Origin of the sequence: Pantoea sp. 1B4, from assembly GCF_016925765.1 — a bacterium.
Lineage (GTDB): Bacteria > Pseudomonadota > Gammaproteobacteria > Enterobacterales > Enterobacteriaceae > Pantoea > Pantoea agglomerans.
The window spans coordinates 1,167,943-1,192,030 of the sequence record NZ_JAEUWZ010000001.1 but is presented as its reverse complement, the minus strand read 5'-3'; the positions used below and the strand labels follow the sequence as shown (position 1 = coordinate 1,192,030).

19 protein-coding genes and 4 pseudogenes are annotated in these 24,088 nt (G+C 60.3%); 8 read left to right on the top strand and 15 right to left on the bottom strand.

Going from position 1 to position 24,088, the window contains the following annotated elements:
* The 3 genes and pseudogenes from JNO11_RS05785 to JNO11_RS05775 all read right to left on the bottom strand — a co-directional run bounded on the left by JNO11_RS05785 (position 1) and on the right by JNO11_RS05775 (position 2,321).
* Positions 1 to 731: pseudogene (locus tag JNO11_RS05785) on the bottom strand (ABC transporter permease subunit).
* A gap of 8 nt (positions 732 to 739) precedes the next feature.
* Entirely contained in the window at positions 740 to 1,459 is a 720-nt protein-coding gene (locus JNO11_RS05780; RefSeq protein WP_010254310.1) for an ABC transporter permease subunit, read from the bottom strand.
* A gap of 12 nt (positions 1,460 to 1,471) precedes the next feature.
* Positions 1,472 to 2,321: pseudogene (locus JNO11_RS05775) on the bottom strand (transporter substrate-binding domain-containing protein).
* Positions 2,322 to 2,515: 194 nt separating this feature from the next.
* Between JNO11_RS05775 and JNO11_RS05770 the strand changes: the two are divergent.
* Complete coding sequence (locus JNO11_RS05770) at positions 2,516 to 2,650, top strand: hypothetical protein (RefSeq protein ID WP_274605509.1); 135 nt, start codon at positions 2,516 to 2,518, stop codon at positions 2,648 to 2,650.
* On the opposite strand, the gene hutG is transcribed toward JNO11_RS05770, so the two are convergent.
* Complete coding sequence (hutG, locus tag JNO11_RS05765; protein ID WP_033771222.1) at positions 2,637 to 3,428, bottom strand: N-formylglutamate deformylase; 792 nt, start codon at positions 3,426 to 3,428, stop codon at positions 2,637 to 2,639. The genes JNO11_RS05770 and hutG overlap by 14 nt on opposite strands.
* Positions 3,425 to 4,642 carry an imidazolonepropionase gene (gene hutI / locus JNO11_RS05760; RefSeq protein WP_325177062.1) on the bottom strand — a complete coding sequence of 406 codons (1,218 nt, stop codon included), beginning with the start codon at positions 4,640 to 4,642 and terminating at the stop codon, positions 3,425 to 3,427. Before hutI ends, hutG begins: the two co-directional genes overlap by 4 nt.
* 81 nt (positions 4,643 to 4,723) lie before the next feature.
* Between hutI and JNO11_RS05755 the strand changes: the two genes are divergently transcribed.
* Both JNO11_RS05755 and JNO11_RS05750 read left to right on the top strand, forming a co-directional pair.
* The gene (locus tag JNO11_RS05755) at positions 4,724 to 6,079 is read left to right on the top strand and encodes a formimidoylglutamate deiminase (RefSeq protein ID WP_325177061.1); all 1,356 of its coding nucleotides are present in this window, start codon (positions 4,724 to 4,726) and stop codon (positions 6,077 to 6,079) included.
* A complete protein-coding gene (locus JNO11_RS05750) occupies positions 6,076 to 6,618 on the top strand; it encodes a HutD family protein (protein ID WP_256849420.1) in 543 nt (180 codons plus the stop codon). Before JNO11_RS05755 ends, JNO11_RS05750 begins: the two co-directional genes overlap by 4 nt.
* On the opposite strand, the gene hutC is transcribed toward JNO11_RS05750, so the two are convergent.
* Positions 6,602 to 7,357, bottom strand: coding sequence for a histidine utilization repressor (hutC, locus tag JNO11_RS05745; protein WP_010254300.1), 756 nt, complete (start codon positions 7,355 to 7,357; stop codon positions 6,602 to 6,604). The two genes, JNO11_RS05750 and hutC, sit on opposite strands and share 17 nt — an antisense overlap.
* 326 nt (positions 7,358 to 7,683) lie before the next feature.
* On the opposite strand from hutC, the gene hutH reads away from it, so the two are divergent.
* The 3 genes from hutH to JNO11_RS05730 all read left to right on the top strand — a co-directional run bounded on the left by hutH (position 7,684) and on the right by JNO11_RS05730 (position 12,293).
* Positions 7,684 to 9,234 (top strand): histidine ammonia-lyase, encoded by a 1,551-nt coding sequence (gene hutH, locus JNO11_RS05740; RefSeq protein ID WP_325177060.1) that lies wholly within the window; start codon positions 7,684 to 7,686, stop codon positions 9,232 to 9,234.
* A 15-nt stretch (positions 9,235 to 9,249) separates the two neighbouring features.
* Positions 9,250 to 10,935 (top strand): urocanate hydratase, encoded by a 1,686-nt coding sequence (hutU, locus tag JNO11_RS05735; RefSeq protein WP_033757077.1) that lies wholly within the window; start codon positions 9,250 to 9,252, stop codon positions 10,933 to 10,935.
* Between the two features lie 200 nt (positions 10,936 to 11,135).
* Complete coding sequence (locus JNO11_RS05730; RefSeq protein WP_325177059.1) at positions 11,136 to 12,293, top strand: M20 family metallopeptidase; 1,158 nt, start codon at positions 11,136 to 11,138, stop codon at positions 12,291 to 12,293.
* A gap of 1 nt (position 12,294) precedes the next feature.
* On the opposite strand, the gene ybiB is transcribed toward JNO11_RS05730, so the two are convergent.
* The 4 genes from ybiB to JNO11_RS05710 form a co-directional block, all read right to left on the bottom strand.
* A complete protein-coding gene (gene ybiB / locus JNO11_RS05725) occupies positions 12,295 to 13,263 on the bottom strand; it encodes a DNA-binding protein YbiB (protein WP_325177058.1) in 969 nt (322 codons plus the stop codon).
* 26 nt (positions 13,264 to 13,289) lie between these two features.
* A complete protein-coding gene (dinG, locus tag JNO11_RS05720; protein ID WP_033767358.1) occupies positions 13,290 to 15,458 on the bottom strand; it encodes an ATP-dependent DNA helicase DinG in 2,169 nt (722 codons plus the stop codon).
* 191 nt (positions 15,459 to 15,649) lie between these two features.
* The gene (locus JNO11_RS05715) at positions 15,650 to 16,168 is read right to left on the bottom strand and encodes a GNAT family N-acetyltransferase (RefSeq protein WP_325177057.1); all 519 of its coding nucleotides are present in this window, start codon (positions 16,166 to 16,168) and stop codon (positions 15,650 to 15,652) included.
* Positions 16,165 to 16,728, bottom strand: coding sequence for an XRE family transcriptional regulator (locus JNO11_RS05710; RefSeq protein WP_122458995.1), 564 nt, complete (start codon positions 16,726 to 16,728; stop codon positions 16,165 to 16,167). Before JNO11_RS05710 ends, JNO11_RS05715 begins: the two co-directional genes overlap by 4 nt.
* 149 nt (positions 16,729 to 16,877) lie before the next feature.
* Between JNO11_RS05710 and JNO11_RS05705 the strand changes: the two are divergent.
* Positions 16,878 to 17,613 (top strand): annotated as a pseudogene (locus tag JNO11_RS05705) (MerR family transcriptional regulator).
* A gap of 175 nt (positions 17,614 to 17,788) precedes the next feature.
* Here the strand turns inward: JNO11_RS05705 and JNO11_RS05700 are convergent.
* Genes JNO11_RS05700 through JNO11_RS05685 form a run of 4 tightly spaced genes read right to left on the bottom strand, consistent with a single transcriptional unit; the run spans position 17,789 to position 21,538 of the window.
* Entirely contained in the window at positions 17,789 to 18,520 is a 732-nt protein-coding gene (locus tag JNO11_RS05700; protein WP_325177056.1) for an ABC transporter permease, read from the bottom strand.
* Positions 18,508 to 19,455, bottom strand: coding sequence for an ABC transporter ATP-binding protein (locus tag JNO11_RS05695; RefSeq protein WP_010254263.1), 948 nt, complete (start codon positions 19,453 to 19,455; stop codon positions 18,508 to 18,510). Before JNO11_RS05695 ends, JNO11_RS05700 begins: the two co-directional genes overlap by 13 nt.
* Positions 19,448 to 20,623, bottom strand: a complete 1,176-nt coding sequence (locus JNO11_RS05690; RefSeq protein WP_325177055.1) for an ABC transporter permease — start codon at positions 20,621 to 20,623, stop codon at positions 19,448 to 19,450. The genes JNO11_RS05695 and JNO11_RS05690 overlap by 8 nt, the downstream gene beginning before the upstream one ends.
* 3 nt (positions 20,624 to 20,626) lie before the next feature.
* Positions 20,627 to 21,538 carry an ABC transporter substrate-binding protein gene (locus tag JNO11_RS05685; RefSeq protein WP_062758107.1) on the bottom strand — a complete coding sequence of 304 codons (912 nt, stop codon included), beginning with the start codon at positions 21,536 to 21,538 and terminating at the stop codon, positions 20,627 to 20,629.
* Between the two features lie 306 nt (positions 21,539 to 21,844).
* Here JNO11_RS05685 and JNO11_RS05680 point away from each other — a divergent pair, with 306 nt between their 5' ends.
* Positions 21,845 to 23,320 (top strand): MFS transporter, encoded by a 1,476-nt coding sequence (locus tag JNO11_RS05680; protein ID WP_033785500.1) that lies wholly within the window; start codon positions 21,845 to 21,847, stop codon positions 23,318 to 23,320.
* Between the two features lie 124 nt (positions 23,321 to 23,444).
* Here the strand turns inward: JNO11_RS05680 and idi are convergent.
* Positions 23,445 to 23,988: pseudogene (idi, locus tag JNO11_RS05675) on the bottom strand (isopentenyl-diphosphate Delta-isomerase).
* Positions 23,989 to 24,088: the final 100 nt, after the last annotated feature.

Here is a 24,088-nt window from a genome sequence, read left to right as displayed (position 1 = left end):
TTATTTTCCTCCAGGAATCGGCTTAGCGGCCGGTAACGGCTTTTTTCCGGTTTATGAACCGGCGTCAGACGCCGCTCCAGCAGGGCATAGAGTTGCACAATGATGAAGTTGAGGATCAGGTAGATTGCCGCCGCACAGAGAAACACCTCCATGGTGCGGTAAGTACGCTGGATAATCTGCTGCGCCACCCCGGTGACATCCCAGACCGTGACCAGACTGGCCAGCGCGGTCGACTTCACCAGCAGAATCGCCTCGGTGGAGTAAGCGGGCAGCGCATAACGCAGCATCACCGGCGCGATAATGCGCCGCAGCAGCAGCCCGCGCGACATGCCGCACGCCATCCCCGCCTCCACCTGACCGGGCGGCACAGCCAGCAGCGCACCGCGCAGGATCTCCGCGGTGTAGGCGGCGGTGCAGAGCGACAGCGCCAGCACCGCACAGGTAAAGGGCTCACGCAGAAACGGCCAGAAGAGACTGTGCCGGATCACACCAAACTGCCCCAGACCGTAGTAGATCAGGAACAGCTGGATCATCAGCGGCGAGCCGCGAAACACCAGAATGTAGCCACGGGCAAAAGCACTCAGCAGACGCCAGCGGCTCATGCGCAGCGCCAGAATACCCACCGCCAGCACGCCACCACACAGAAAGGCGCTGATAAACAGGCCCAGCGTAACCGGCAACGCGGCGCTGAGTTTCAGGAAGGTGTCAGTGAGGAACGCGAAATCGATCATAAGTCTCCTTAATGCTGTGCAGCGGTGCGGCTTTGCCAGGCGCGACCAAGACGGGATTCAGCCCGCAGAAAGGCGCGGTTCGACAGCAGCGTCAGCAGCAGATAACAGGCACCGCCCACCAGATAAAAGGAGAAGTAATCACGGGTGGAGCCGGCCGCAATCTGGCTGGCCCGCATCAGCTCGACAATGCCGGTCACTGACACCAGCGCCGAGTCTTTCAGGCTCATCTGCCAGACGTTTGACAGGCCGGGCAGCGCATAGCGCGCTACCTGCGGCAGCAGGATGCGTTGCCGGATGCGCCAGCGCGGCATACCAATAGCGACAGCGGCTTCGATCTCCCCTTTCGCCAGGGCCAGCCGTGCGGCACGATAGACTTCCGCCTGGTAAGAGCCGGAAATAAGCCCGATGGCCAGCGCCCCGATCAGAAACGGTGGCGCTTCGATAAACCCGTCCGCGCCAAACAGTTGTCCGATCTGCGTGATCAATCCCGATCCGCCGAAGTAGAACAGGTAGATCACCAGCAGCTCAGGGATGCCACGAAAGATCACCGAGTAGCCTTCCCCTGCCCAGCGCACCGCGCGGTGCGGGGATAACTTTGCAGCGGCAACGCCCGATCCCACTACCGCACCGACCAGCAGCGCGGCAAATGAGAGCAGCAACGTCGTCAGCGTGGCACTCAGAATCAACCGTCCCCAGCCCTCCGGGCCAAAACTCAGCAGGCTTATCATCAGTTACCTCACTCAGGGTGTGACGTCAGTTTTGAACCACTTCTCGCTCAGCTTTTTCACTGTGCCATCGGCCAGCGCGGCTTTGATCGCCTGATCCAGCCGGGCTTTCAGATCGTTGTCTGCCATGCGCACGCCCATCGCCTCGCCCTCACCCCAGATTGGGCCACCCAGCTGCGGACCGCTAAAGCTGAGGTTACGGTTATCCGGTCGCGCCAGCATCGACTGCGCAAAGGTCACATCGTCAAACACCGCGTCAATACGCCCCGCCTGCAAATCGAGGATCGCATCGGCTGAGCTGGTGTATTCCCGGACATCCGCCACCTCTTTGAAGTACTTGTCGATAAACGGCGTGTAGACGGTGCCAGAGGCGATTCCGATGGTTTTGCCCTTCAGCGCCGCTTTCAGGGGTGCGATGGCTGGCTCCACGGTTTTCTCATCGTCGGTGAGTTTGATGATCTTACTGTCGGCAGGCAGCAACGACCCTTTCACCGTGATGAAGGTGGCGGGCGTAGAGGCGTAGGGCACGGTGAAATTGATCACTTTCTTGCGCTCGGGGGGTGATCACAATTGCATCCATGATCACATCATATTTTCCGGCATTCAGACCGGCGATCATTCCATCCCAGTTCTGCACCACCAGCTTGCACTGTATTGCCATACGCTGGCAGAGATCGGCCATCAGCTCCGGTTCAAAACCGCCCAGCTTGCCGCCTGGCAGGGTGAGGTTCCAGGGTTCATAACTGCCTTCGGTGGCAATGGTGATCGACTTCCACTCTTTGGCCTGGGCGCTGACGCCACAGAGCAGCAGGCTGGAAACCAGCGTAGTGAGACATAAACGACGAAGAGTCAGAGGGTGCGTCATACGGTTCTCCTGAAAGTAGCGGCCTGGTGATCGCCCTGACGAGATTTAACATAAATTTCACAGGATGATATGTCATGTATATACAAGTTAACGCAGCGCAGTTCATTGCCGGCTTTATCGTTTTGTGAGCCAGACAGAATTTATTACGCAGATGGCGGTGCTGCTGCACTTGTACATACAACCAAGCAAAGGTTATGCCAGCTCTGCAGAGGTGGAAAAAAGCGGCGGTAGCCTGGGAGCGGGCAGGCGACCTGCCCGCCGCTGCACTTAATCAGGGCAGCGATGCACCGGAGTGGCGCATCGCTCTGGTGAGTTTTATTGCGATTTAGCCTGCGCCAGCATGGCGTGGATCAATGCCTTCAGCACGTTCTGCAACCGGGCGGCACGCGCCTGCTGCCAGGCGTAAGGCGGGGTTTCATCCATATAGTTGAGCTGCGCCAGCTCCAGCTGGACCGACTCAATCTGCTGCTGCGGCTGACCGTAGGCGCGGGTGATGTAACCGCCTTTAAAGCGCCCGTTAATCACCCAGCTGTAGTCGTTCTGCGCCGCGCACACGGCCTCCAGCGCCGCACTCATTGCAGGCGTGCAGCTTGCGCCGTCGTTGGTGCCGATGTTGATATCGGGCAGACGGCCGTCAAACAGGCGGGGAATTTCACTGGCGATAGAGTGGGCGTCAAACAGCAGCGCATAGCCATGCTGCGCTTTGAGCCGCGCCAGCTCCTGTTGAATCTGCTGATGATAGGGCTGCCAGATCTGATCGATGTAGCCCTGACGCGCCGTGTCGTCGGGTGTTTTGCCTGGTGCAAAGGTCGGTGTACCGTCGAACAGGGTTTCCGGGAACAGGCCGGTGGTGGCGCTGGTGTAGAGCGGCTGGTTATCGGGCGGGCGATTGAGATCGACCACAAAGCGGGAGTAGCGGCCGATTAACACGCTGGCTCCGAGATCACGCACAAAATCATACAGCAGGGGAATATGCCAGTCGGTGTCGGGTAAGCCGCGCGCGGCCTCACTCAGTCCGGCTTCCACGTCGGGCGTCAGCTCGGTACCGGCGTGGGGAATGCTGACCAGCAGCGGCAGACTGCCCTGGGTAAAATGGAAAGGGTTCATTGCGGTTCTCCACGATAGATAACGGTACAGGGCAGTTCACCACCCAGCCAGTAAACCAGTTCTGCCGGACGGGCCAGCGGCCAGTGAACGAAGTTCGCCACTTTTCCCGCCTCCAGCGAGCCGTGACTGTCAGCCAGCCCCAGCGCTTTTGCCCCCCACAGCGTGACGCCCGCCAGCGCCTCTTCCGGCGTCATGCCAAACAGGGTACAGCCCATATTAAGCATCAGACGCAGCGACAGCGCAGGCGAGGTGCCGGGATTGGCATCGCTGGCCAGCGCCATCGGCACGCCATAGCGCCGGAAGAGATCTACCGGCGGACGCTGCGTCTCCCGCAGCAGATAAAATGCACCAGGCAGCAGCACCGCCACGGTGCCATGCTGTGCCATCGCTCTGGCATCCTCCTCGGTGGCATATTCAAGGTGGTCGGCAGAGAGCGCCCCATAGCGCGCCGCCAGTGCTGCGCCACCTGACGCCGAGAGCTGCTCAGCATGCAGTTTCACCGGCATGCCAAGCGCCACCGCCCGATCAAACACCCGCGCCACCTGCTGCGGTGAAAAGGCGAGATGCTCGCAGAACGCATCCACCGCATCCGCCAGTCCCAGTGCCTGCACCTGCGGCAGCAGCCGTTCGCAGATGATATCGACCCAGCCATCCGGGTCGTGCTTAAACTCCGGCGGAAAAGCATGTGCCGCCAGACAGGTGGCGCGCACGTCAGCGGCTACGCTCTCTCCCAGCCCGCGAATCGCCCGCAGCATCCGCAGTTCGCTCTCTTCATCCAGACCATAGCCGGACTTGATCTCCACGGTGGTGACGCCCTCGGCCAGCAGGCGGTTAAGCCGCCAGCGAGCCGATGCCACCAGTTCCTCTTCAGTGGCGGCGCGGGTAGCGCGCACGGTTGAGAGGATGCCACCGCCCTGCGCGGCAATCTCTGCATAGCTGACGCCATTCAGGCGCTGTTCAAACTCCTGGCTGCGGTCGCCGCCAAACACCAGATGGGTATGACAATCCACCAGCCCCGGGGTCACGATGCCGCCCGGCAGATGATGATGCTGATCGGCGACGAACGCGGGCATCTCCGCCTGCGGCCCGACCCACACCAGCCTGCCCGCCCGCACCGCCAGCGCGCCCTGCGGGATAAGATGGTACTTTCCGTCACGCATGGTGACCAGGTCAGCCCCGGTCCACACCGTCTCTACGCGCATCTCTTCTGCCATCGCTGCCTCATGCCTCCGCCGTTTACACTGTGCCTCAAAGTATGTATATGTATATACAACCACATCCGATGAGGATCAACCATGGCGACTTTTTTTGCCTCGCGTGCCCTGCTGGCGGAGGGCTGGCAGCAGCAGGTGCGTATCACGGTCAATCAGGCCGGTTTTATCGACTCCATTACCCCGGATAGCCACGCTGATCAGGCTATCCGGCTCAACGGCGAGGTGATCCCGGCAATCGCCAACCTGCACTCGCACGCCTTCCAGCGTGCCATGGCGGGTCTGGCTGAAGTAGCGGGCGATCCTCAGGACAGTTTCTGGACGTGGCGGGATCTGATGTACCGCATGGTGCAGCGCCTGACGCCGCAACAGGTGGGCGATATTGCCGCCCTGCTCTACATCGAGATGCTGAAAGGCGGCTACACCCAGGTGGCAGAGTTTCACTACCTGCACCACGACACACAGGGTGCGCCCTACAGTGATGATGCGATGCTGCAACAGCTGATTGAAGCGGCGGAGATCGCCGGTATCGGCCAGACGCTGCTGCCGGTGCTCTACAGCTACAGCGGCTTCGGCAGCCAGCCAGCGTCGGCGGGTCAGAAGCGTTTTATCCAGCAGACCGACCGCTATCTGCAACAGCAGGCGCGGCTTGATGCGTGGCAGCGGCAAAGGCCACTGCTGAACCGTGGCCTCTGTTTCCATTCACTGCGGGCGGTGAGTGAAAGCCAGATGCAGGACGTGCTGGCGGCCAGTGATCTGACACTGCCGGTACATATCCATGTGGCTGAACAGCAGAAAGAGGTGAATGACTCGCTGGCGTGGAGCGGCGAGCGTCCGGTGGCCTGGCTGCTGAACCGCTTTGAGGTGGATGCGCGCTGGTGCCTGATCCACGCCACCCATCTGGATGAGAGTGAGCTGGTGCGTCTCGCCCGCAGTGGCGCAGTGGCGGGTCTCTGCCCGACCACCGAAGCCAACCTCGGTGACGGCATCTTCCCGGCAGTGGAGTACATCGCGCAGGGCGGACGCTGGGGCATCGGCTCTGACAGTCACGTCTCGCTGAGCGCCCGGGAAGAGCTGCGCTGGCTGGAGTATGCTCAGCGACTGCGCGACCAGCGCCGCAACCGGATTACCCTGCCCGGCCAGCCGTCGGTAGGCGATCTGCTGTGGCAACAGGCATCAGCAGGCGGTGCGCAGGCGTGTGGCATTCAGCAGGGCACGCTGGCGGTGGGACAACGTGCCGACTGGCTGGTGCTGCGGGATGAGGCGTGGCTCGGCAGCGTCGGGTCGCACGCCGTCCTCAACCGCTGGCTCTTTGCCGGGCAGCGCGATCAGATTCGGGACGTTTATGTGGCGGGTAAAGCCGTGGTAGAAGATGGGGTGCATCCGCACCAGACGTCGTGTGCCGCCCGCTTTGCTCAGGCGATGGAGGCGCTGCGATGATCGCCCGGTTCACGTACGCGGAGCTGGCGGTCAGCCGCTGGCGCAACGGCGGCGGCGAAACCCGCGAAATCATCAGCTTTCCACCCGGCGCGGAGCGCTTCGGCTGGCGCGCCAGCATTGCGACGCTGGCGCAGGATGGTCCCTTCTCTGCCTTTCCTGACATTGATCGGGTGATTACCCTGCTGCATGGCGATCCGGTGTTGCTGACCGCGCCGGGCGGGCAGCACTTACTGACGCCTCAGCAGCCCTGGGCGTTTGCCGGCGAACTCGCCTTAACGGCAAAGCTGCAGGGCAGCGTCAGCGAAGATTTTAATATTATGACGCGGCGCGGGGAATGGCAGGCAGCGGTGGAGATGGTGACCACGCCGGTCAGCACTCTGCATGGCGTTGCCTGGGTGCTGGCTGGCACCTGGCAGACGGCTGACGGGGAACGGCTGACTGCGCAGCAGGGCGCGTGGTGGGTCGATGAAGAAACAGCACTCAGCCCGTGCGATACCGATGCCCGGCTGCTGTTTACCCGTCTTAACCGTGTCCCCTGAAGCGGCCCAGTAGTTTGTAACGTGAGCCGGGATAGAGCAGCCGCGCATAGGTCACGATTTTAGTGTCGCTCCAGGTCTGACGGCGAATCAGAAGGCAGGGTTCGTGCTCATCCACCGACAGATGTTTACGCTGACGCGCATCGGGCAACACCGCTTCAACAATGTGCTCGCCCGCCGTCAGCGGCGCAACGCGCATCAGATAGGTGTAAGGCGTCATCTGCTGATAATCCTGCGTCAGGTAATCGGGCGCGACCAGCGGATTGACCAGACGGTCCTCCAGCTGCACCGGCAGATCATTTTCGTAATGCACAATCAGCGAATGATAAAGCGTCTGCCCGGTGGTCAGTCCCAGCACCGCCGCCTGCTCAGGATCGGCTTTGTCCTGGCCGATGGCGAGAATTTTGCAGCTGTGCTGATGGCCGCGCTGAGCGATCTCATCGGCGATGTTATGCACCTCCAGCATGGCGGTGTAGCCTTTCATCTCCGCCACGAAGGTTCCGACGCCCTGCATCCGCACCAGAAAGCCTTCGCTGGTGAGTTCACGCAGCGCCCGGTTAATGGTCATGCGGCTGACGCCCAGTTCATTAACCAGTTCACTTTCTGATGGCACACGCTGATTCGCTTTCCACAACCCTTCACGGATCTGGCTGACGATGGCCTGCTTCACCCGCTGATAAATCGGGGCAGGCTCATCGCTCATTGCCGCCGCCAGTTGTGCCAGTGCCGTATGCTCAACCATTTGCTGTTCCTTATGCTGAAAGTCCCCTAAGTTTACTGTCTCACCGTGTGAATGTATATACATCCAGTACGCTGCGCGGTGCCCCAATGGTGCAGTCTGCGCATCCTGATGGTGCAGCCTCTGAGTAGCGCTAAATAGTCAACCCGCAGCGGACGGGCAATCGATTTTTGTGATCGGCCTGGCACGGCACTTGCTTGCTCCCTTTGATTGTATAGACAAGCATAGACAAGAATTAACGCTTATGTTTCACTCGTATTATTCCGCTGGATCAGGGCAAGGAGAGCAGTTTAGCCACACCAGCACACTTGTATAGACAGGAGTAGACTATGTCAGGTTCGTTTCAGGTTTTGCGCCTGGTGCCAGGCGAGGTGGACCTCGCCACATTACGCGCTATCTATCAGGGCAACGTCACGCTCACGCTTGATGAGCCCGCGCGTCAGGCGATTGCGGCGGCGCAGCAGACCGTGGATGCGATTGTCGCCTCCGGCAACGTGGTGTATGGCATTAATACCGGCTTCGGCAAGCTGGCGCAGACGCAAATCCCGGCCAACCGGCTGGCGGATCTGCAGCGTAATCTGGTGCTGTCACACAGCGTCGGGCTGGGCGATCTGCTGCCCGACAATGTTACCCGTCTGGTGGTCGCCACCAAAATCATCAGCCTGGCACGCGGTCACTCTGGCGTGCGAATCGAACTGGTTGAGGCGCTGCTGGCGCTGTTCAATGCGGGTGTCATGCCCTGCATCCCGGAAAAAGGCTCGGTCGGTGCCTCCGGCGATCTGGCGCCGCTGGCGCACATGTCCCTGATGCTGCTGGGCGAAGGTCAGGTCCGGCTCAGGGGTGAGTTGATCCCGGCAACCGAAGGCCTGGCAAGCGTAGGTCTGTCGCCGTTTGTACTCGGCCCGAAAGAGGGACTGGCGCTGCTTAACGGCACCCAGGTCTCAACTGCGCTGGCGCTGCGCGGCCTGTTTGAGGGTGAAAACCTGTTTGCCGCTGGTCTGATGGCCGGTGCGCTGTCGCTGGAGGCGATTAAAGGCTCGCTAAAACCGTTCGACGCCCGTATCCATCAGGCGCGCGGTCAGCATGGTCAGATTGCGGTCGCCGCTGCCGTCAGCACCCTGATTGAGGGCAGTGAAATAGTGCTGTCGCATACGCATTGCGGCCGCGTTCAGGATCCCTACTCCATCCGCTGCGTGCCACAGGTGATGGGTGCCTGCCTGGACAACTTCAGCCACGCCGCGCGGATTCTGGAAATCGAAGCGAACGCGGCCTCTGACAACCCGCTGGTGTTCAGTGACAGCGGCGATGTGATCTCCGGCGGCAACTTCCACGCCGAACCGGTGGCCTTTGCCGCGGACATCCTGGCGCTGGCGATTGCCGAAGTCGGGGCCATCTCCGAGCGGCGGCTGGCGCTGCTGCTGGACAGCGGCTTGTCGGGTTTGCCGCCCTTCCTGGTGCGCGACGGCGGCGTAAACTCCGGCTTTATGATCGCCCAGGTGACCGCCGCAGCCCTGGCCTCTGAGAACAAATCGCTGGCCCATCCGGGCAGCGTCGACAGCCTGCCGACCTCCGCTAATCAGGAAGATCACGTCTCGATGGCAACCTACGCCGCCCGCCGTCTCGGCAGCATGTGCTTTAACAGCGCCGCGGTAGTCGGCATTGAGGCGATGGCCGCCGCACAGGGCATTGAATTCAACCGGCCGCTGAAAAGCTCTGCGCTGATTGAGCAGGCCATCGACACCATTCGCGAGCAGGTCGCCTTCCTTGAGGAGGATCGCCTGCTGGCTCCCGATATCGAGGCAATGCGTCAGTGGGCAAGTCGCACTGACTGGCCTCAGGCATTGACCGCGCTGCTGCCGAGCATGCGCCCAACTTCTTGAATTAAGGAATCTTTCATGAGCGAAACTCTTTCTCAGGCTGTGGCACGTGAAATTCGCGCGCCTCACGGTACCACGCTGCACTGCGCCAACTGGCTGATTGAAGCCGCTTACCGCATGATTCAGAACAACCTCGATCCCGATGTTGCCGAGCGGCCGGAAGATCTGGTGGTTTACGGCGGCATCGGTAAGGCGGCGCGTAACTGGGAGTGCTTCGAGCAGATCCTGCGTTCGCTGCGGGCACTGCAGCCGGATGAAACCCTGCTGATCCAGAGTGGCAAGCCGGTCGGCATCTTCCGCACCCACGCGGATGCACCCCGCGTGCTGCTGGCGAACTCCAATCTGGTGCCGCACTGGGCGACCTGGGATCACTTTCATGAGCTGGATAAAGCGGGCCTGATGATGTACGGCCAGATGACCGCCGGTTCCTGGATCTATATCGGCGCGCAGGGCATCGTGCAGGGCACCTACGAAACCTTCGTGGAAGCGGGACGTCAGCACTACAACAACGACCTCAGCGGACGCTGGATCCTCACCGCCGGGCTGGGCGGCATGGGCGGCGCGCAACCGCTGGCGGGCGTTCTGGCCGGGGCCTGTGTGCTGGCGATTGAGTGTCAGGAGTCGCGCATCGATTTCCGCCTGCGTACCCGCTATGTAGATTACAAAGCCACTACGCTGGATGAAGCGCTGGCGTTAATCAGCGAAGCGACCGCGGCGAAAAAAGCGATTTCGGTCGGGCTGCTGGGCAATGCCGCCGAGATCCTGCCGGAGCTGGTGAAACGCGCCCGGGCGGGAGGGCCAAAACCGGACATCGTGACCGATCAGACCTCGGCACACGATCCAATTAATGGCTATCTGCCGGCTGGCTGGGATCTGGCGCGCTGGCAGCAGGAACGCGTCTCACAGCCGAAGGCAGTGGAGAAAGCGGCGCGTGCCTCAATGGCGGTCCACGTGCAGGCAATGCTCGACTTCTGTCATATGGGCATCCCGACCGTGGACTACGGCAACAATATCCGTCAGGTCGCGCTGGATGAGGGTGTCAGCAACGCCTTCGACTTCCCTGGCTTTGTACCGGCCTACATCCGTCCGCTGTTCTGCGAAGGAAAAGGCCCGTTCCGCTGGGTGGCGCTGTCCGGCGATCCGGAAGATATCTACAAGACCGACGCAAAACTCAAAGAACTGTTTCCGCACCACAAAACGCTGCATCGCTGGCTGGATATGGCGCAGGAGCGCATCGCCTTCCAGGGACTACCAGCACGTATCTGCTGGCTGGGACTGGGCGAACGGCATCTTGCCGGTCTGGCGTTCAATGAAATGGTGCGCAACGGCGAGCTGAAAGCGCCGGTGGTGATTGGCCGCGACCATCTCGACTGCGGCTCGGTTGCCTCACCTAACCGTGAAACCGAAGCGATGAAGGATGGCTCGGATGCGATCTCAGACTGGCCGCTGCTCAACGCGCTGCTGAATACCGCAGGCGGTGCGACCTGGGTCAGCCTGCATCACGGCGGCGGTGTTGGCATGGGCTTCTCGCAGCACGCCGGTATGGTGATTGTCTGTGACGGCAGCAAAGAGGCGGATGCGCGTCTGGGTCGGGTGTTGTGGAATGACCCGGCCACCGGCGTGATGCGTCATGCCGACGCGGGTTATGAGCTGGCACAAAGTTGCGCGGCAGAGCATGAACTGAACCTGCCGATGCAGAAGTAATACGCTGAACGGGGCGGGCAGCGGCTTGCCCCGTTTTCTTCGCGTTTTTCCCTTCTGAAGCCCTGCCCGGACATCACTTCCTTATTACTTATTCCATTTTGATTTAGCCTATAGCCAGATTTCGTCCTGCCGGCGATAGACGCAGCGCCACCCGACCTCTAAAGTGAAATCTTCTCATTCTGTATGGAGCGCGACTCTGCATGACCCTTTCCCCTGCCCTGCTTGAAGATGCCCTGCGCTGGCGCCGTGAGTTTCATCGCCACCCCGAATTAGGTTACCAGGAACAGCAAACCAGCCAGTTTATCGCTGATGAGTTAGAGCGGGCGGGATTGCAGGTGTTTCGTGGTCTGGCGGGCACCGGCGTGATCGGCACGCTGGAAAACGGTCCCGGCCCGGTTATCGGGCTGCGTGCGGATATGGATGCGCTGCCGATTACGGAAAAAGGCGACACTGAATGGCGCTCCGCCACTCCCGGCGTGATGCACGCCTGCGGGCACGACGGTCACAGCGCCATTCTGCTGGCCGCCGCCCGACAGCTGGCCGCCACACGCCAGTTCAGCGGCACGGTACATTTCATTTTTCAGCCTGCCGAAGAGAACCTGGGCGGTGCGCGCAAAATGGTGGAAGAGGGACTGTTCCAGCGCTTCCCGATGGATGCGATCTATGCGATGCACAACTGGCCGGGCCTGCCGCTGGGGTCACTGGCGGTTAACCCTGGCGCCATGATGGCGTCGCTGGATTCGTTTGAGATTACCCTGCACGGCAAAAGCTGCCACGCGGCGATGCCGGAAAGCGGTGCCGATCCAATGGTGGTAGCGGCTGAGCTGATTCTGGCGCTGCAGACGATTCCGTCACGTCGCCTCTCGCCGCTCGCCTCGGCGGTGGTTAGCGTGACGCAGATCCACGGTGGCGAAGCGATCAACGTGATCCCGGAACAGATTGTGCTGCGCGGCACGGTGCGTTGCCTGCAGACCAGCGTGCGCGAAAAAGTACGCGGACTGATTGATGAATTTGTCGCTACCCTGCCACGTCCGTTTGGCGTCAGCGGTGAGATTGAGTGGTTACCGGGCTATCCGGTGACCGCCAACCATGCGGTCCCGGCTGAGCAGGTACGCGAGGTGGCGCTGGCGTCGCTGGGGGCCGAACAGGTTCAGTGGCAGGTTAATCCGTCGATGGCGTCTGAAGATTTTGCCTGCATGATGGAGGCCTGTCCGGGTGCTTACTTCTGGCTGGGCGCGGATGGCGACACGCCTTCCGCCCCGCTGCACAACGCCCGCTATGACTTCAACGACGCGCTGCTGCCAATTGGCATTACTTTCTGGCAGAACCTGGTTGAACAGGCGCTGCCAGCAGCCTGAGTCAGTAACCGGCGGCGAGGATCTGCTGCTCTGCCGCCGCCAGCGAGTCGCACTGGCCGCTGGCGCGCAGGCAGCAGGCGAGCTGCAGTCGCATTGATGCGGGCACCGGCCGCTGCTGATTCAGCACCTGCTCAATCCAGCGCGCGGTTACCTCTGCCGTCTTATCGGCCGGCAGTTCAACGGCCACTTCGGGCTGACGCTCAACCCACACTTCCGCTTCTGCGCCTGCGCCCTGAATCATGCTGATCGCCGGGCAGCGCTGTGGATTGGCATAGACTTCCCCTTCGGTGCCATTGAGCAGTATCGCAGGCGCATCGATGTCACTGAAGAATTTCGCCACACGCGGCACATACTCCGGATGCGACACGCTCGACAGACGCAGCGCCGCACGTTCGGCAAACGGGGTCGCCAGTTTTGCCAGCGTATGCGCGCTGTTACGCACGCCCATTCGCCAGCGCAGCGACAGCTGTTTCGCCATTGGCGGGCAGAGATGATCGATGGTGATAAAGGCGAGTTCGCCCTGATCGAGTTTTGCCTGCGCCGCCTCTGCGGTGGTGACGGGGGTAATACCCAGCGCGGCAAACACCGCTTCACTGGTGATGCGCGTCGCGTCGTCGCTGACGCCATGCACCAGCACCGGGAAGCCGAGTTTCACCAGCAGCAGCGCCAGCAACGGCGTGAGATTGCCCTGCCGACGCGCACCGTTGTAGCTGGGGATCACAATCGGCATCGGGCGGTTTTCCGGCGCCTGCAGTTGCATCATCTGCGCCTGCATCGCCTGATAAAAGCCGCGCATTTCCGCTTCGCCTTCGCCTTTGATACGCAGCGCAATCAGAATGCCGCCCAGCTCCATGTCCGGCACCTCGCCCGCCAGCATCGCGCCATAGAGCGCCACGGCAGTATCAAAGTCGATATCGCGGGCATGATTTTTACCGCGACCAATCTCTTTAATGATTTTATTCAGTTCCATCACTCGCTTCCGGTTAAGTGCGCGGCTCAGCGCCGCGTGGGACGTCGTTTACGCACCGTATTTTTTGGCACCACGGTGGCCGGTATCGCTGCCGGCTCTGGCGTTTCCGGCTGCTCAATCGGGAAGATCGGCAGCGCCGCTAACAGCCGGCTGCCGTAAGATTTGCTCAGCAGACGGCGGTCGTAAATGACGATTTCGCCATAACATTGATGGCTGCGAATCAGGCGTCCGACCTGTTGAATCAGGGTAAAAGAGGCGCTGGGTAAGCTCTGCACCTCAAACGGATAGCGTTTCAGGCTTTTCAGCCATTCGCCTTCGGTCAAAATTACCGGACTGTCTACCGGGGGAAAAGCGATTTTATGGATATGCACCTGACTCAGCAGATCGCCTTTGAGATCCAGCCCTTCGGCAAACGACTGCAGGCCAATCAGGATGCTGGTTTCTCCTTTGGCGACGCGCTGACGATGCAGATCGACCAGGCGGCTGCGCGGCTGATCGCCCTGAACCAGCATTGAGAGGCGCAGGTCGGGCAGACAGGCGACAAACTGCTGCATCGCCCGGTTGCTGGCAAACAGCACCAGCACGCCTTTGTGCTTTTTCTCCGCCATCTGCTGCCGGAAGAAACCGGCCATCTCCGCGATATGCTCCGCTTCGTGCGTCATCAGCGGCTCATAGCGCATCTGCGGGATCACCAGCTTGCCCTGCTCCACGTGGTTAAACGGGGAGTCCAGCGCCACAAAGCGGTCGCCCGCTTTCTCGCTGAGTCCCGACATCTCCTGCAGGCGGTTGAAACTGTTAAGCGATCGCAGCGTGGCGGAGGTCACGACCACGTGCGGAATTTTACGCCACAGCATCTTCTCCAGCTGGTCGCTGACGCGGATGCCAGCGCAGTGAAACAGCAGGTGCGCCTGACCTTCGCGCAGCTCGCGGGTGATCCACTTCGACACCGGCGCGCCAGAGGCTTTTTCCATCGCCGCCAGCCGCCACAGTTTGCTGACCGATTCAAACCAGCCAAACTGGCGATTGAGCTGCAGCAGATTGCGATGCAGTCGCACCACATCCACCTTGCCGGTCTGCTCGCTCAGCGCATTAATCAAACCTTCACTCAGGCCGCGCAGCGCATCGCTGAGCTTAAAGAGCCGGGCGCAGAGATCCAGCAACTCCTGGGGCAACGCCCCCAGCACAAAGCGGAATTCGCCCGGCTGATTATGCGGTGGCAGCAGCGGATTCAGCGCCTGAGCGGTAATCGTCAGCAGTTCACGCAGCTCATCGCAGTGCGCTTTCAGCCGCTCCGGGTTAGCCAGCGGCGGCGGCGATTTTGGCCGCATCTGCGTCATAATGCTCTCTACCAGCTTGATAAAGAGGTCGAGCTGCAGGCTGCTCCAGCCCGGCGTGATGTCGGCGCTCATCTCCAGCGCATCGCGGGCCACTTCCGGCAGGTGATGCCCTTCATCCAGCACCAGCATCAGGTTTTTTGCCGGTGGCAGCACCGACTCATTCTCCATTGCTGCCATGACCAGCGCATGGTTCGCCACCACTACATCGACCTGCTCGATTTCGCGCCGCGCCACAAAGAACGGGCATTCACGATACCAGCGACAGTGTGCGCCAAGGCAGCTCGCTTTGTCGGTGGAGAGCCGCTGCCACAGGCTGTCGCTGACGTTCTCGTCGCTGTGATCGCGCAGGCCGTCCCACTGATAGCGATCCAGCGATTTCTGCAACCGGCCACACTGCGTCTGCTCCTCTTTAGTGCTGCTGACGGCGTCATCGTCCAGATAAAGCAGCAGATCGCCCTGCTCATCGTCATCAGCCGCCATCGCCGCCAGATTACGCGGACAGACATAGCGCCCGCGACCAAAGGCGGCGGTAAAGGTGAGATCGGGAATGATTTTTTTCAGCAGCGGCAGATCTTTGGTGAAGATTTGATCCTGCAGCGCCACGTTGGCGGTGCTGATCACCAGCCGCTTCTCCTGGGCGCGGCTGGCCGCGATGCCCGGGATCAGATAAGAGAGGGTTTTGCCCACGCCGGTTGGCGCTTCAACCGCCAGATGGCGCGAATCGTCGCCCGCCAGGCATTTCGCCACTTCGGCGATCATCTGGCGCTGCGGCGCACGTGGGATGAAGTCAGGCACCTGCTCCTGAAGCGCTTTATACCATTGCGCTATCTGGCTTTTTACTGCGGCTGTCAGGGCCATGATTTGCGTTACCACACCGAAAATATGGCCTGTATTTTTACACAGTATCCTGTTGGCGTCAGCTTTCGCGCCGAATTTTTCGTGCGACGTCGTAAATTTCAGCAGTTGCCCGTTTCAGGGTCGTGCGGGCAGCCCGTCAACCCGGGCCGGTCCGGCACGAAGAAAGGCCAGCCGCATGAGCTAGCGGCTGGCTACGCCAGCACTTTGTACATATAGGTGGTGGCATCCAGCACGCCTGCGGTGGATTCGGCATAAAACGGGATCGACCCCGCCACCTGCCAGCCCAGCGAGCGATAGAGATCGCTGGCGACATCGCCGCTGCGCGTATCCAGCACCAGCAGCGTTTTGCCCTGCGCACGGGCCTGCTGCTCAGCGCGCTGCATCAGCTCACGCGCGATGCCCTGACGGCGCGCCTGCGGATGCACCAGCAGTTTGCTGATCTCCGCCCGGTGTCGGCCATTAGGCATGGCGCTGCCATTGAGAATGACCGTGCCCACGATGCGACCGTGCTGCCGCGCAACGAATAGTTCGCTGTCGCCGTCTGCCAGACCGGCAATCCGCTGCTGCCAGAATCGCGTCATCACCTCTTCGTCTTCAGCATCAATAAAGCCGACGCTGGCGCCGTCTGCCACACAGGCCTGCAGCACCGCTGTAAGTTCGCCCAGTTGCTGTTGCGCTTCGTCGGCGCGAAGTATTGTGTAATCGATCATGGTTTCGCCACCACCAGTAAATAGCGCGCGCCGTCAGTCAGGTGCGCCTCAAAAGCCGATTTCCCGACCAGATGAAAACGTAAGCAGTCACCGGGCTTCAGCGCCCACTGCTGCGCCCCCATCGTGACGGTGAGGCCGCCCTCGCGTAGCCAGATATGCTGCTCCAGCCCCTGAATGGGTGGCGCATCGTAATCTATACGTGCACCAGGCCGTAATCTGCCCTCAACCAGTTCGCATCGGAAATGAAGCGCAGGGGGTGAGACATTCCGGCGAATAAATCCGCTGGATTCATCCTGCCACACGGGCTGCTGGTCATCTCTGATCAGCAGGCTGGACTCCTCCTCCACTTCACTGAGCAGGCGCGACATCGTTAATCCGTAGGCAACGCACAGACGGTTAAGCAGCGCAGCAGTAGGGCTGGTCTCGCTTCGCTCAATGCGCGATAATGACGCACGACTGATGCCCGTTGCGACAGCAAGTTCATCCAGCGACCAGCCGCGTTGCAGGCGTAATTCTGCCAGCCTCACCGCCAGTCGTTGCTCTGTATTCAGCTCTGACATGGTGATTTCTCATATTTGGGAATAATTCTCTTATATGAGATATAACGGAGAAACGGCGTATCAGTCAAGTTGTACATCGAGAAATGTATTGTACAACTTAGTCGGCTTCGTTATGGTAATTGCACTCAGACCAATCGAAAGAGGAATTTATGACCTTATACAGTATCGGTGACGTCGCCGAGCGCTGTGGCATAAACCCAGTCACCCTGCGCGCCTGGCAGCGTCGTTATGGCTTACTGAAGCCGCAACGTACCGAAGGCGGACATCGTCAGTTTGACGAAGAAGATGTTCATCGCATCGAAGAGATTATGCGCTGGATTGAAAGCGGCGTGCCGGTCGGTAAAGTTAAGGCACTGCTGGAAGGTGGCGATGTTGATGCCCATGACGGCTGGACCACACTCCAGGATGAGCTGATCAGCGTCCTGCGTCACGTCAGACCCGCTAAACTTCGTAATAAAATTGCCGCGATTGGTCGCGAACATCCGATTGATGCACTGATCGACCATGTTTTTATGCCGGTGCGCCAGAAGCTGAGTCTGGACCAGAACACCGCTCGCACCATGTGCAGTCTGCTGGATGGTTTGCTGATCGATTATGTCGCGTTCTGCCTGACCGGCAGCCGCAAAAAATCGGGTAAAGATGCGCTGATTATTGGCTGGGGTATCGACGATCGTACCCGAATCTGGCTGGAAGGCTGGCGTCTGTCGCAGCATGGCTGGCGGATTGATGTGCTGGCAGAACCGCTGGATTTACCGCGTCCTGAACTCTTTCCCGGCATGAATATGTTTGTCTTTACCGGTAAAAAAACTGACCCGCCGCCAGCAGGAACAGCTGTCACACTGGCAGGAACAGGGTTATGCCGTGCGGTTGCACGATCCCGCCTGATAACAAAAACGCACGCCGGGCACTTTGCCTGCTGCCTTGCGCGCGCTATTATCCCCGCCTCACTGTTAACGAGCTCAGGTTTTACCCATGAACTGTAAAAAAGCTTTCTTCGCCACGCTGTTTTTTATTATGGCGGCAGGTGGCACCGGCGGTCTGATGCTGGTGGGATACTCTCTCATCGTTCACTCACGCTAAGCCAGCGCTGCAGGCGTTCAAACAGGCGATCGCTGACTATCGCCAGCAGCGCCACCAGTAATGCCCCCTGAATGACATAGGCTGTATTAAAGCCGCTTAAGCCGATAATCACCGGCGATCCCAGACTTTTCGCGCCGACCGTCGAGGCGATGGCAGCGGTGCCGATGTTGATGATCACCGAGGTGCGTATCCCGGCGATGATGACCGGCGCAGCCAGCGCCAGCTCAATCTGCCACAGCCGTTGCCAGCTACTCATGCCGACCCCGATGGCGATCTCCCGGCTGCTGGCCGGTACGCTATCAATACCCGCCAGCGTCCCCTGTAAAATCGGCAGCAATCCATAGAGCAGCAGCGCCACGACTGCGGGCCAGGCGCCAAATCCCATCACCGGCACCGCAATTGCCAGCACCGCCACCGGCGGAATCGTCTGCCCTGCCGCCACAATGGTTTCCATCAACGGCCGGAAGGCCCGCCCCGCCCGCCGTGTCACCAGCTCACCACTGCCAATGCCAATCACAATCGCCAGCAGGCTGGCGGTGATCACCAGAAACAGATGCGCCAGCGTCAGCTGCCAGAAGCTCTCCTGCTGATAGAGAGGCCGCGCCAGTTCGGGAAACCAGCGGTGAAACAGCGGCCCGCTGTAAGGCATCAGGGTCAGCAGCGCGCCGTAGAACAGCACCAGCCACAGCAGCGGATCCCTTAGCCTGCGCATGTTAAATCCTCGCGCAGTTGCAGCAGATCGCCAAAGTGGAGCACGCCCAGCGGCCGCTGCTGATCGTCAATGACCGGCAGTTTATCGGTACGCCGGGCGATAAACTGCGACAGGGCATCGCGCAGCGTCAGTGCCGCAGCGATCGGTTCGCCCGGCAGCCACTCGCCGCGCCGCACGGCATTACCGACCTGCTCCAGCGACAACAGCCGTACCCCCATTTCGCTGCGACCAAAGAAGTCGCGCACAAAATCATTTTTCGGCTGGGTCAGCAGCTCGACTGGCCTGCCCTGCTGAACAATCTCGCCGTTATCCATCAGCACAATACGGTCTGCCAGCGTCAGCGCTTCGTCGATGTCATGCGTCACCAGCACGATGGTGCGGCCCGACAGTTGATGAATGCGCAACATCTCCTGTTGCAGCACCCCACGCGTCACCGGATCGAGTGCACCAAACGGCTCATCCATCAGTAACACTTCCGGATCCGCCGCCAGCGCCCGTGCCACGCCGATGCGCTGCTGCTGCCCACCCGAGAGCTGATGCGGATAGCGGTCCAGCAGCTGCGCATCGAGATTCAGCAGCGCCAGCAGCGCCGTGATACGTTCATTGACCTGTGCCCGGGGCCAGCCCAGCAGCACTGGCACCGTGGCGATATTCTTCCGCACCGTCCAGTGCGGAAACAGACCAATCGACTGGATCGCGTAGCCCATGCGCCGCCGCAGCGTGCGGGCATCGAGCTGGCGAATCGACTCTCCGGCAAAGCGGATTTCACCACTGTCAAACTCCACCAGCCGGTTGATCATCTTCAGGGTGGTCGATTTGCCCGAACCGGAGGTGCCAAGCAGCACGCAAAATTCCCCTTTCGCCACCTGTAACGACAGATCTTTCACCGCCGCTTTACCGTTAAACGCGCGGGAAACGCCGTCAAACTCAATCATCTTTTCTCTCCAGCAGTGAGATCAGCAGGCGGAACAGCGCATCGATGACCACCGCCAGCGCAATCACTGGGATCACACCCAGCAACACCAAATCAAGCGCACTGCTTAGCAGTCCCTGGAAAATAATCGCGCCAAAGCCGCCCGCGCCAATCAGCGCCGCAACCACCGCCATGCCCAGCGTCTGCACCACCACTACCCGCAGGCCCGCCAGCCAGACCGGCAGCGCCAGCGGCACATCCACCGCAATAAACTGCTGCCAGCTACCCATGCCGACGCCACGTGCACTCTCACGCACCTCGTGCGGCACCTGTTGCAGCCCCACCACCACGCTGCGCACCAGCGGCAGCAGGGCGTAAAGCACCAGCGCGATCAGCGCCGGAGCCATCCCAATGCCGCTGATGCCCCAGTCGCCGAGCCACGGAAACTGCTGAGCCAGTCCGGCCAGCGGCGCAATCAGCAGACCAAACAGCGCCACCGAGGGCACAGTCTGAATCACATTCAGCACGCCGAACACCCCGCCCTGCCAGCCAGGCCGCCTGAACAGTGTGACGCCCAGCGGCAGCGCAATCATCAGCGCAGGCACCACCGTTCCCGCCAGCAGGATGAGATGACGGCTCAGCGCGGCATCAAACACCGCGTGGCGGTTGGCATACTCTTTCAGCAGGGAGAGATCGCTGAGCTGGCCACTGAACAGCAGAAGCAGCGGCAACAGCCAGACCTGCAGATTGAGCAGCAGCTGTGCCAGCCGATGGCGGGTCAGTTGCCGCACCTGATCGGTGATCAGCAGCAGGATCAGCGCGCCGCTGCACCACAGGCCGCTGGCAAAGCTGGTGCGCGCCAGACGGCTGCCCTGCTGGCTGAGTAAAGTGGCCTGATGACCGCTGAGCCAGATGATCGCCGCCAGCATCAGCTCTGCCGCCAGCAGCGCCAGCATCAGCGTGATGCGGGTCGGATGCCGCCACAGCAGCAGCCACAGCGTCACCAGCGGCAGCAGCAACAGCCCGAAGCGGCTAATCTGCCAGCCCATCAGCGGTTCACCCGCCACCAGGCGGTTCGGGGCGAAGTTCAGAAACGGCAATGCCACCAGCGCCAGAGTCAGCAGCGTCAGCAGCAGCAGTGCCACCGGCTGCTCAACCGGACGGCGTATCGCTTCCCGCGATATCTGCATCGGTTACAGCAGCTTTTTCTGCTGCAGCCATTCGGTCGCTACGCTGCTGGCATCCTGACCGTCGACCGCGATTTTGGCGTTAAGCTGCTGCAGCGTCTTCTCATCAAGCGCGCTGAACACCGGCTTCAGCCACTCTGCAATCTCTGGATAGGCTTTGAGTACCGATTCACGGATCACCGGCGTCGGTGCATAAATCGGCTGAACCCCTTTAGGATCGCTGAGCGTCTGCAGACCTAATGCCGCTACCGGACCGTCGGTGCCGTACGCCATCGCTGCGTTTACGCCGGAAGTCTGCTGTGCCGCTGCGCTGATGGTAACAGCGGTATCGCCGCCAGCCAGCGACAGCAGCTGGTCCTGCTTGAGGTCAAAGCCATAGGCTTTTTCAAAGGCGGGTAAGGCATCGCTGCGTTCAATAAATTCTGCTGAGGCCGCCAGTTTGAAGGTGCCGCCTTTTTTCAGCCAGGCGCTGAGGTCCGCCAGAGAGTTGAGCTGATTTTTTTCAGCCAGATCTTTTCGCACAGCGATGGTCCAGGTGTTATTGGCCGGAGCGGGTGTCAGCCAGACCAGATGGTTTTTCTCCGCATCCAGCTTCTTCACTTTCTCGTAGCCTTCGGTGGCATTTTTCCAGGCGCTGTCTTTCTCATCATTGAAGAAAAATGCACCGTTGCCGGTATATTCCGGATAGATATCAAGTTCGCCCGCCGTGATGGCACCGCGCACCACCTGCGTGGTGCCGAGCTGAATTTTATTGACGGTTTTTACCCCGTGCTTTTCCAGCACCTGAAGAATCACATTGCCCAGCAGCGATCCTTCGGTATCAATTTTTGAGCCGACCCGCACCGGGTCCGCCGCCTGTGCTATCCCCATGCTGAGCAGCAAAGCGCTGACGCCCATCCAACCCCGAATTCTGACCATGGCTTTTTCCTTATCGCAGTGTGTTGTTTTTACGTTTTGTTCGTGCGTGATGATTAACAAGGCGTTGTGCGCCTGCGCGTTCAGGCTGCCCTCCTGCCACTCTGCGGGAGGCTGGCAAGGCGTACAGCGGAAATTATCTGCCTTAAAAGCGTAGCCTGGCGCAGCGGCGATGTAGCTGACTTTATCGCAAATTGATAACGATTTGAGATTATAAATTCATCTCATATAACCGAAATGAATTTACGTCTGGGCGTCTAAACGGCTATTCTCGGAAATCTGTTTTTATAATAAAAGACGCACAACATCATGTCCGACCTGACCTCTTCCGCCCACGTGGCAACAGCAGGGAGTTCGCCCGGTGGCGAAACACAGTGGATCCGCAGCGCAGCTGACGTCTCCCGATTAGTGAACAGTGGCGACAGCGCCCGTAATAATGCCCGCATTGTGGTGGCGATTGCGCTGGGGGGCGTCTTCCTTGACGCCTACGACCTGGGTGCGCTGGCCTTTGGCATCAAAGACATCACGCGCGAATTCAATCTCACCCCGACCGGCACCGGCATGGTCGCCTCGGCAATCACCTTCGGGGCCATTATCGGCGCACTGATCGGCGGCTATCTCACGGATAAAATTGGCCGTTATCGGGTGTTTATGGCCGATATGTTCTTTTTCGTGGTGGCGGCTATCGCCTGTGCGTTTGCCCCCAATGAGTATGTGCTGGCCGGCGCGCGTTTTGTGATGGGCCTGGGGGTCGGAATCGATCTGCCGGTGGCGATGGCGTTTCTGGCGGAGTTTTCCAGGCTGCGTGGCAAGGGGAATAAAGCGGCCAGCGTGGCGATGTGGTGCCCAACCTGGTATGCGGCGATCAGCATCTCTTATCTGCTGGTGCTCTTGCTCTATGCCGTGTTACCCGAAAGCCACACCGACTGGCTCTGGCGGCTGATCCTTGGTTTTGGTGCCGTTCCGGCGATTATCATCATCGCCATCCGTAGCCGTTACATGAGCGAATCCCCGGTTTGGGCGGCGAATCAGGGCGACCTGAAAGGTGCCGCGGCGATTTTACGCAGTGCGTGGAGTATTAATGCCCAGGTGGCACCCGACGCCGCGCTGACGCCTGCCACGCCGGTGCGCAAGGCGAGCTGGCGTAACTATGGCGCGCTGTTACAGGGCGTTTATCGCCGCCGTACCCTGCTGGCGACCATCACTTCCATTGCCTCATCTTTTGCTTATAACGCGGTGGCGTTTGGCTTGCCGGTGATCATCTCCAGCTTCTTTGCCCAGTCAATGCTTACCACCATTCTGGTGTCGCTGGCGCTGAATCTGCTGTTCGCCTTTGTCGGCGGGATACTGGCGGTGCGACTGGTGCCGCGCCTCGGGGCGTGGAAGATGTCGGTGGCGGGTTATGCCTGTCAGTGCGTGGCGCTGCTCGGGCTGGCGCTGATTGGTCGTCCGGAAGGCGGTCAGGAAGCCGCGCTGGCGATCGGCATGCTGGCGCTGTTCCTGTTTGGACAGGGATTCGGGCCAGGTTCGCATACCATGACTTTTGCTTCGCTGAGCTACCCGACGTCGCTGCGCGGCGTGGGTGTCGGCTTTAATCAGACGCTGATGCGCGGCAGCTCTACCGTTTCGCTGTTTCTGTTTCCGGTGCTGGTCGCGGCGCTGGGCACCGGCGTGTTCTGGGTGATCTTCCTGGCACCACTGGCGGGCCTGCTGGCGCTGCTGGCGATCCGCTGGGAACCGTCGGGTTATGATGTGGATGCGGAAGATTTCGAGCTGCAGCGATAATCAACGGTCAGGGCGTGGATAGCGCGCCGGCTCAGGAAGCAAACGGGCTCATAACCCTGGCGCATTGTTTACCCCGGCCCGACTTCTCCGGCCAGCATTGAAACCGCACCTTAGTGCGGTTTTTTTATGCGGTAACTGCCGGGAAAGGAAACTGCTCCAGATAGTCCGGGATGCGCGGGAAGGTATGCAAAAACCACGGTGTGAACTGCTGTGGCTGCTGCTGCATCTGCTGCTCAATCAGCGCCATCGGGCGATAATCCCAGGCATCCGCTTCCTGCGGATTCAGCTGCGGCAGGCTGTCGCAGACGGCAAAAAAAGACGTGACCATACTCATGTTCAGTCAGGCCATTGCTCAGTTTCAGGTTGTAGCTCAGCTCAAACACCGGCGTCAGCGTCACCACCATCCCCATCTCTTCACGCAGGCGGCGCTCGGCGGCGTCGCGGGTTGATTCATGGGGATAAGGATGACCACAGCAGGTATTACTCCACAAGCCACCACAATGATATTTATCGCTGGCACGCCGTTGTAGCAACAGCTCCTGCCGGGAATTGAAGACGTAGACCGTCACCGCGCGGTGCAGTAATCCTTTTTCATGCACTTCCAGCTTTTCCATCTTGCCGGTGGGACGATCGAGGTGGTCAACGAGGATAACTTCAATAGCAGACATGGCGTTTCCTTGAGATTATTCCCAACTATTCTGGCACAGAATTATCGGTTTGGGCGGATCATCGAGGATTTTTTACCCGGGTCAGGCGGAGATAAGCGGA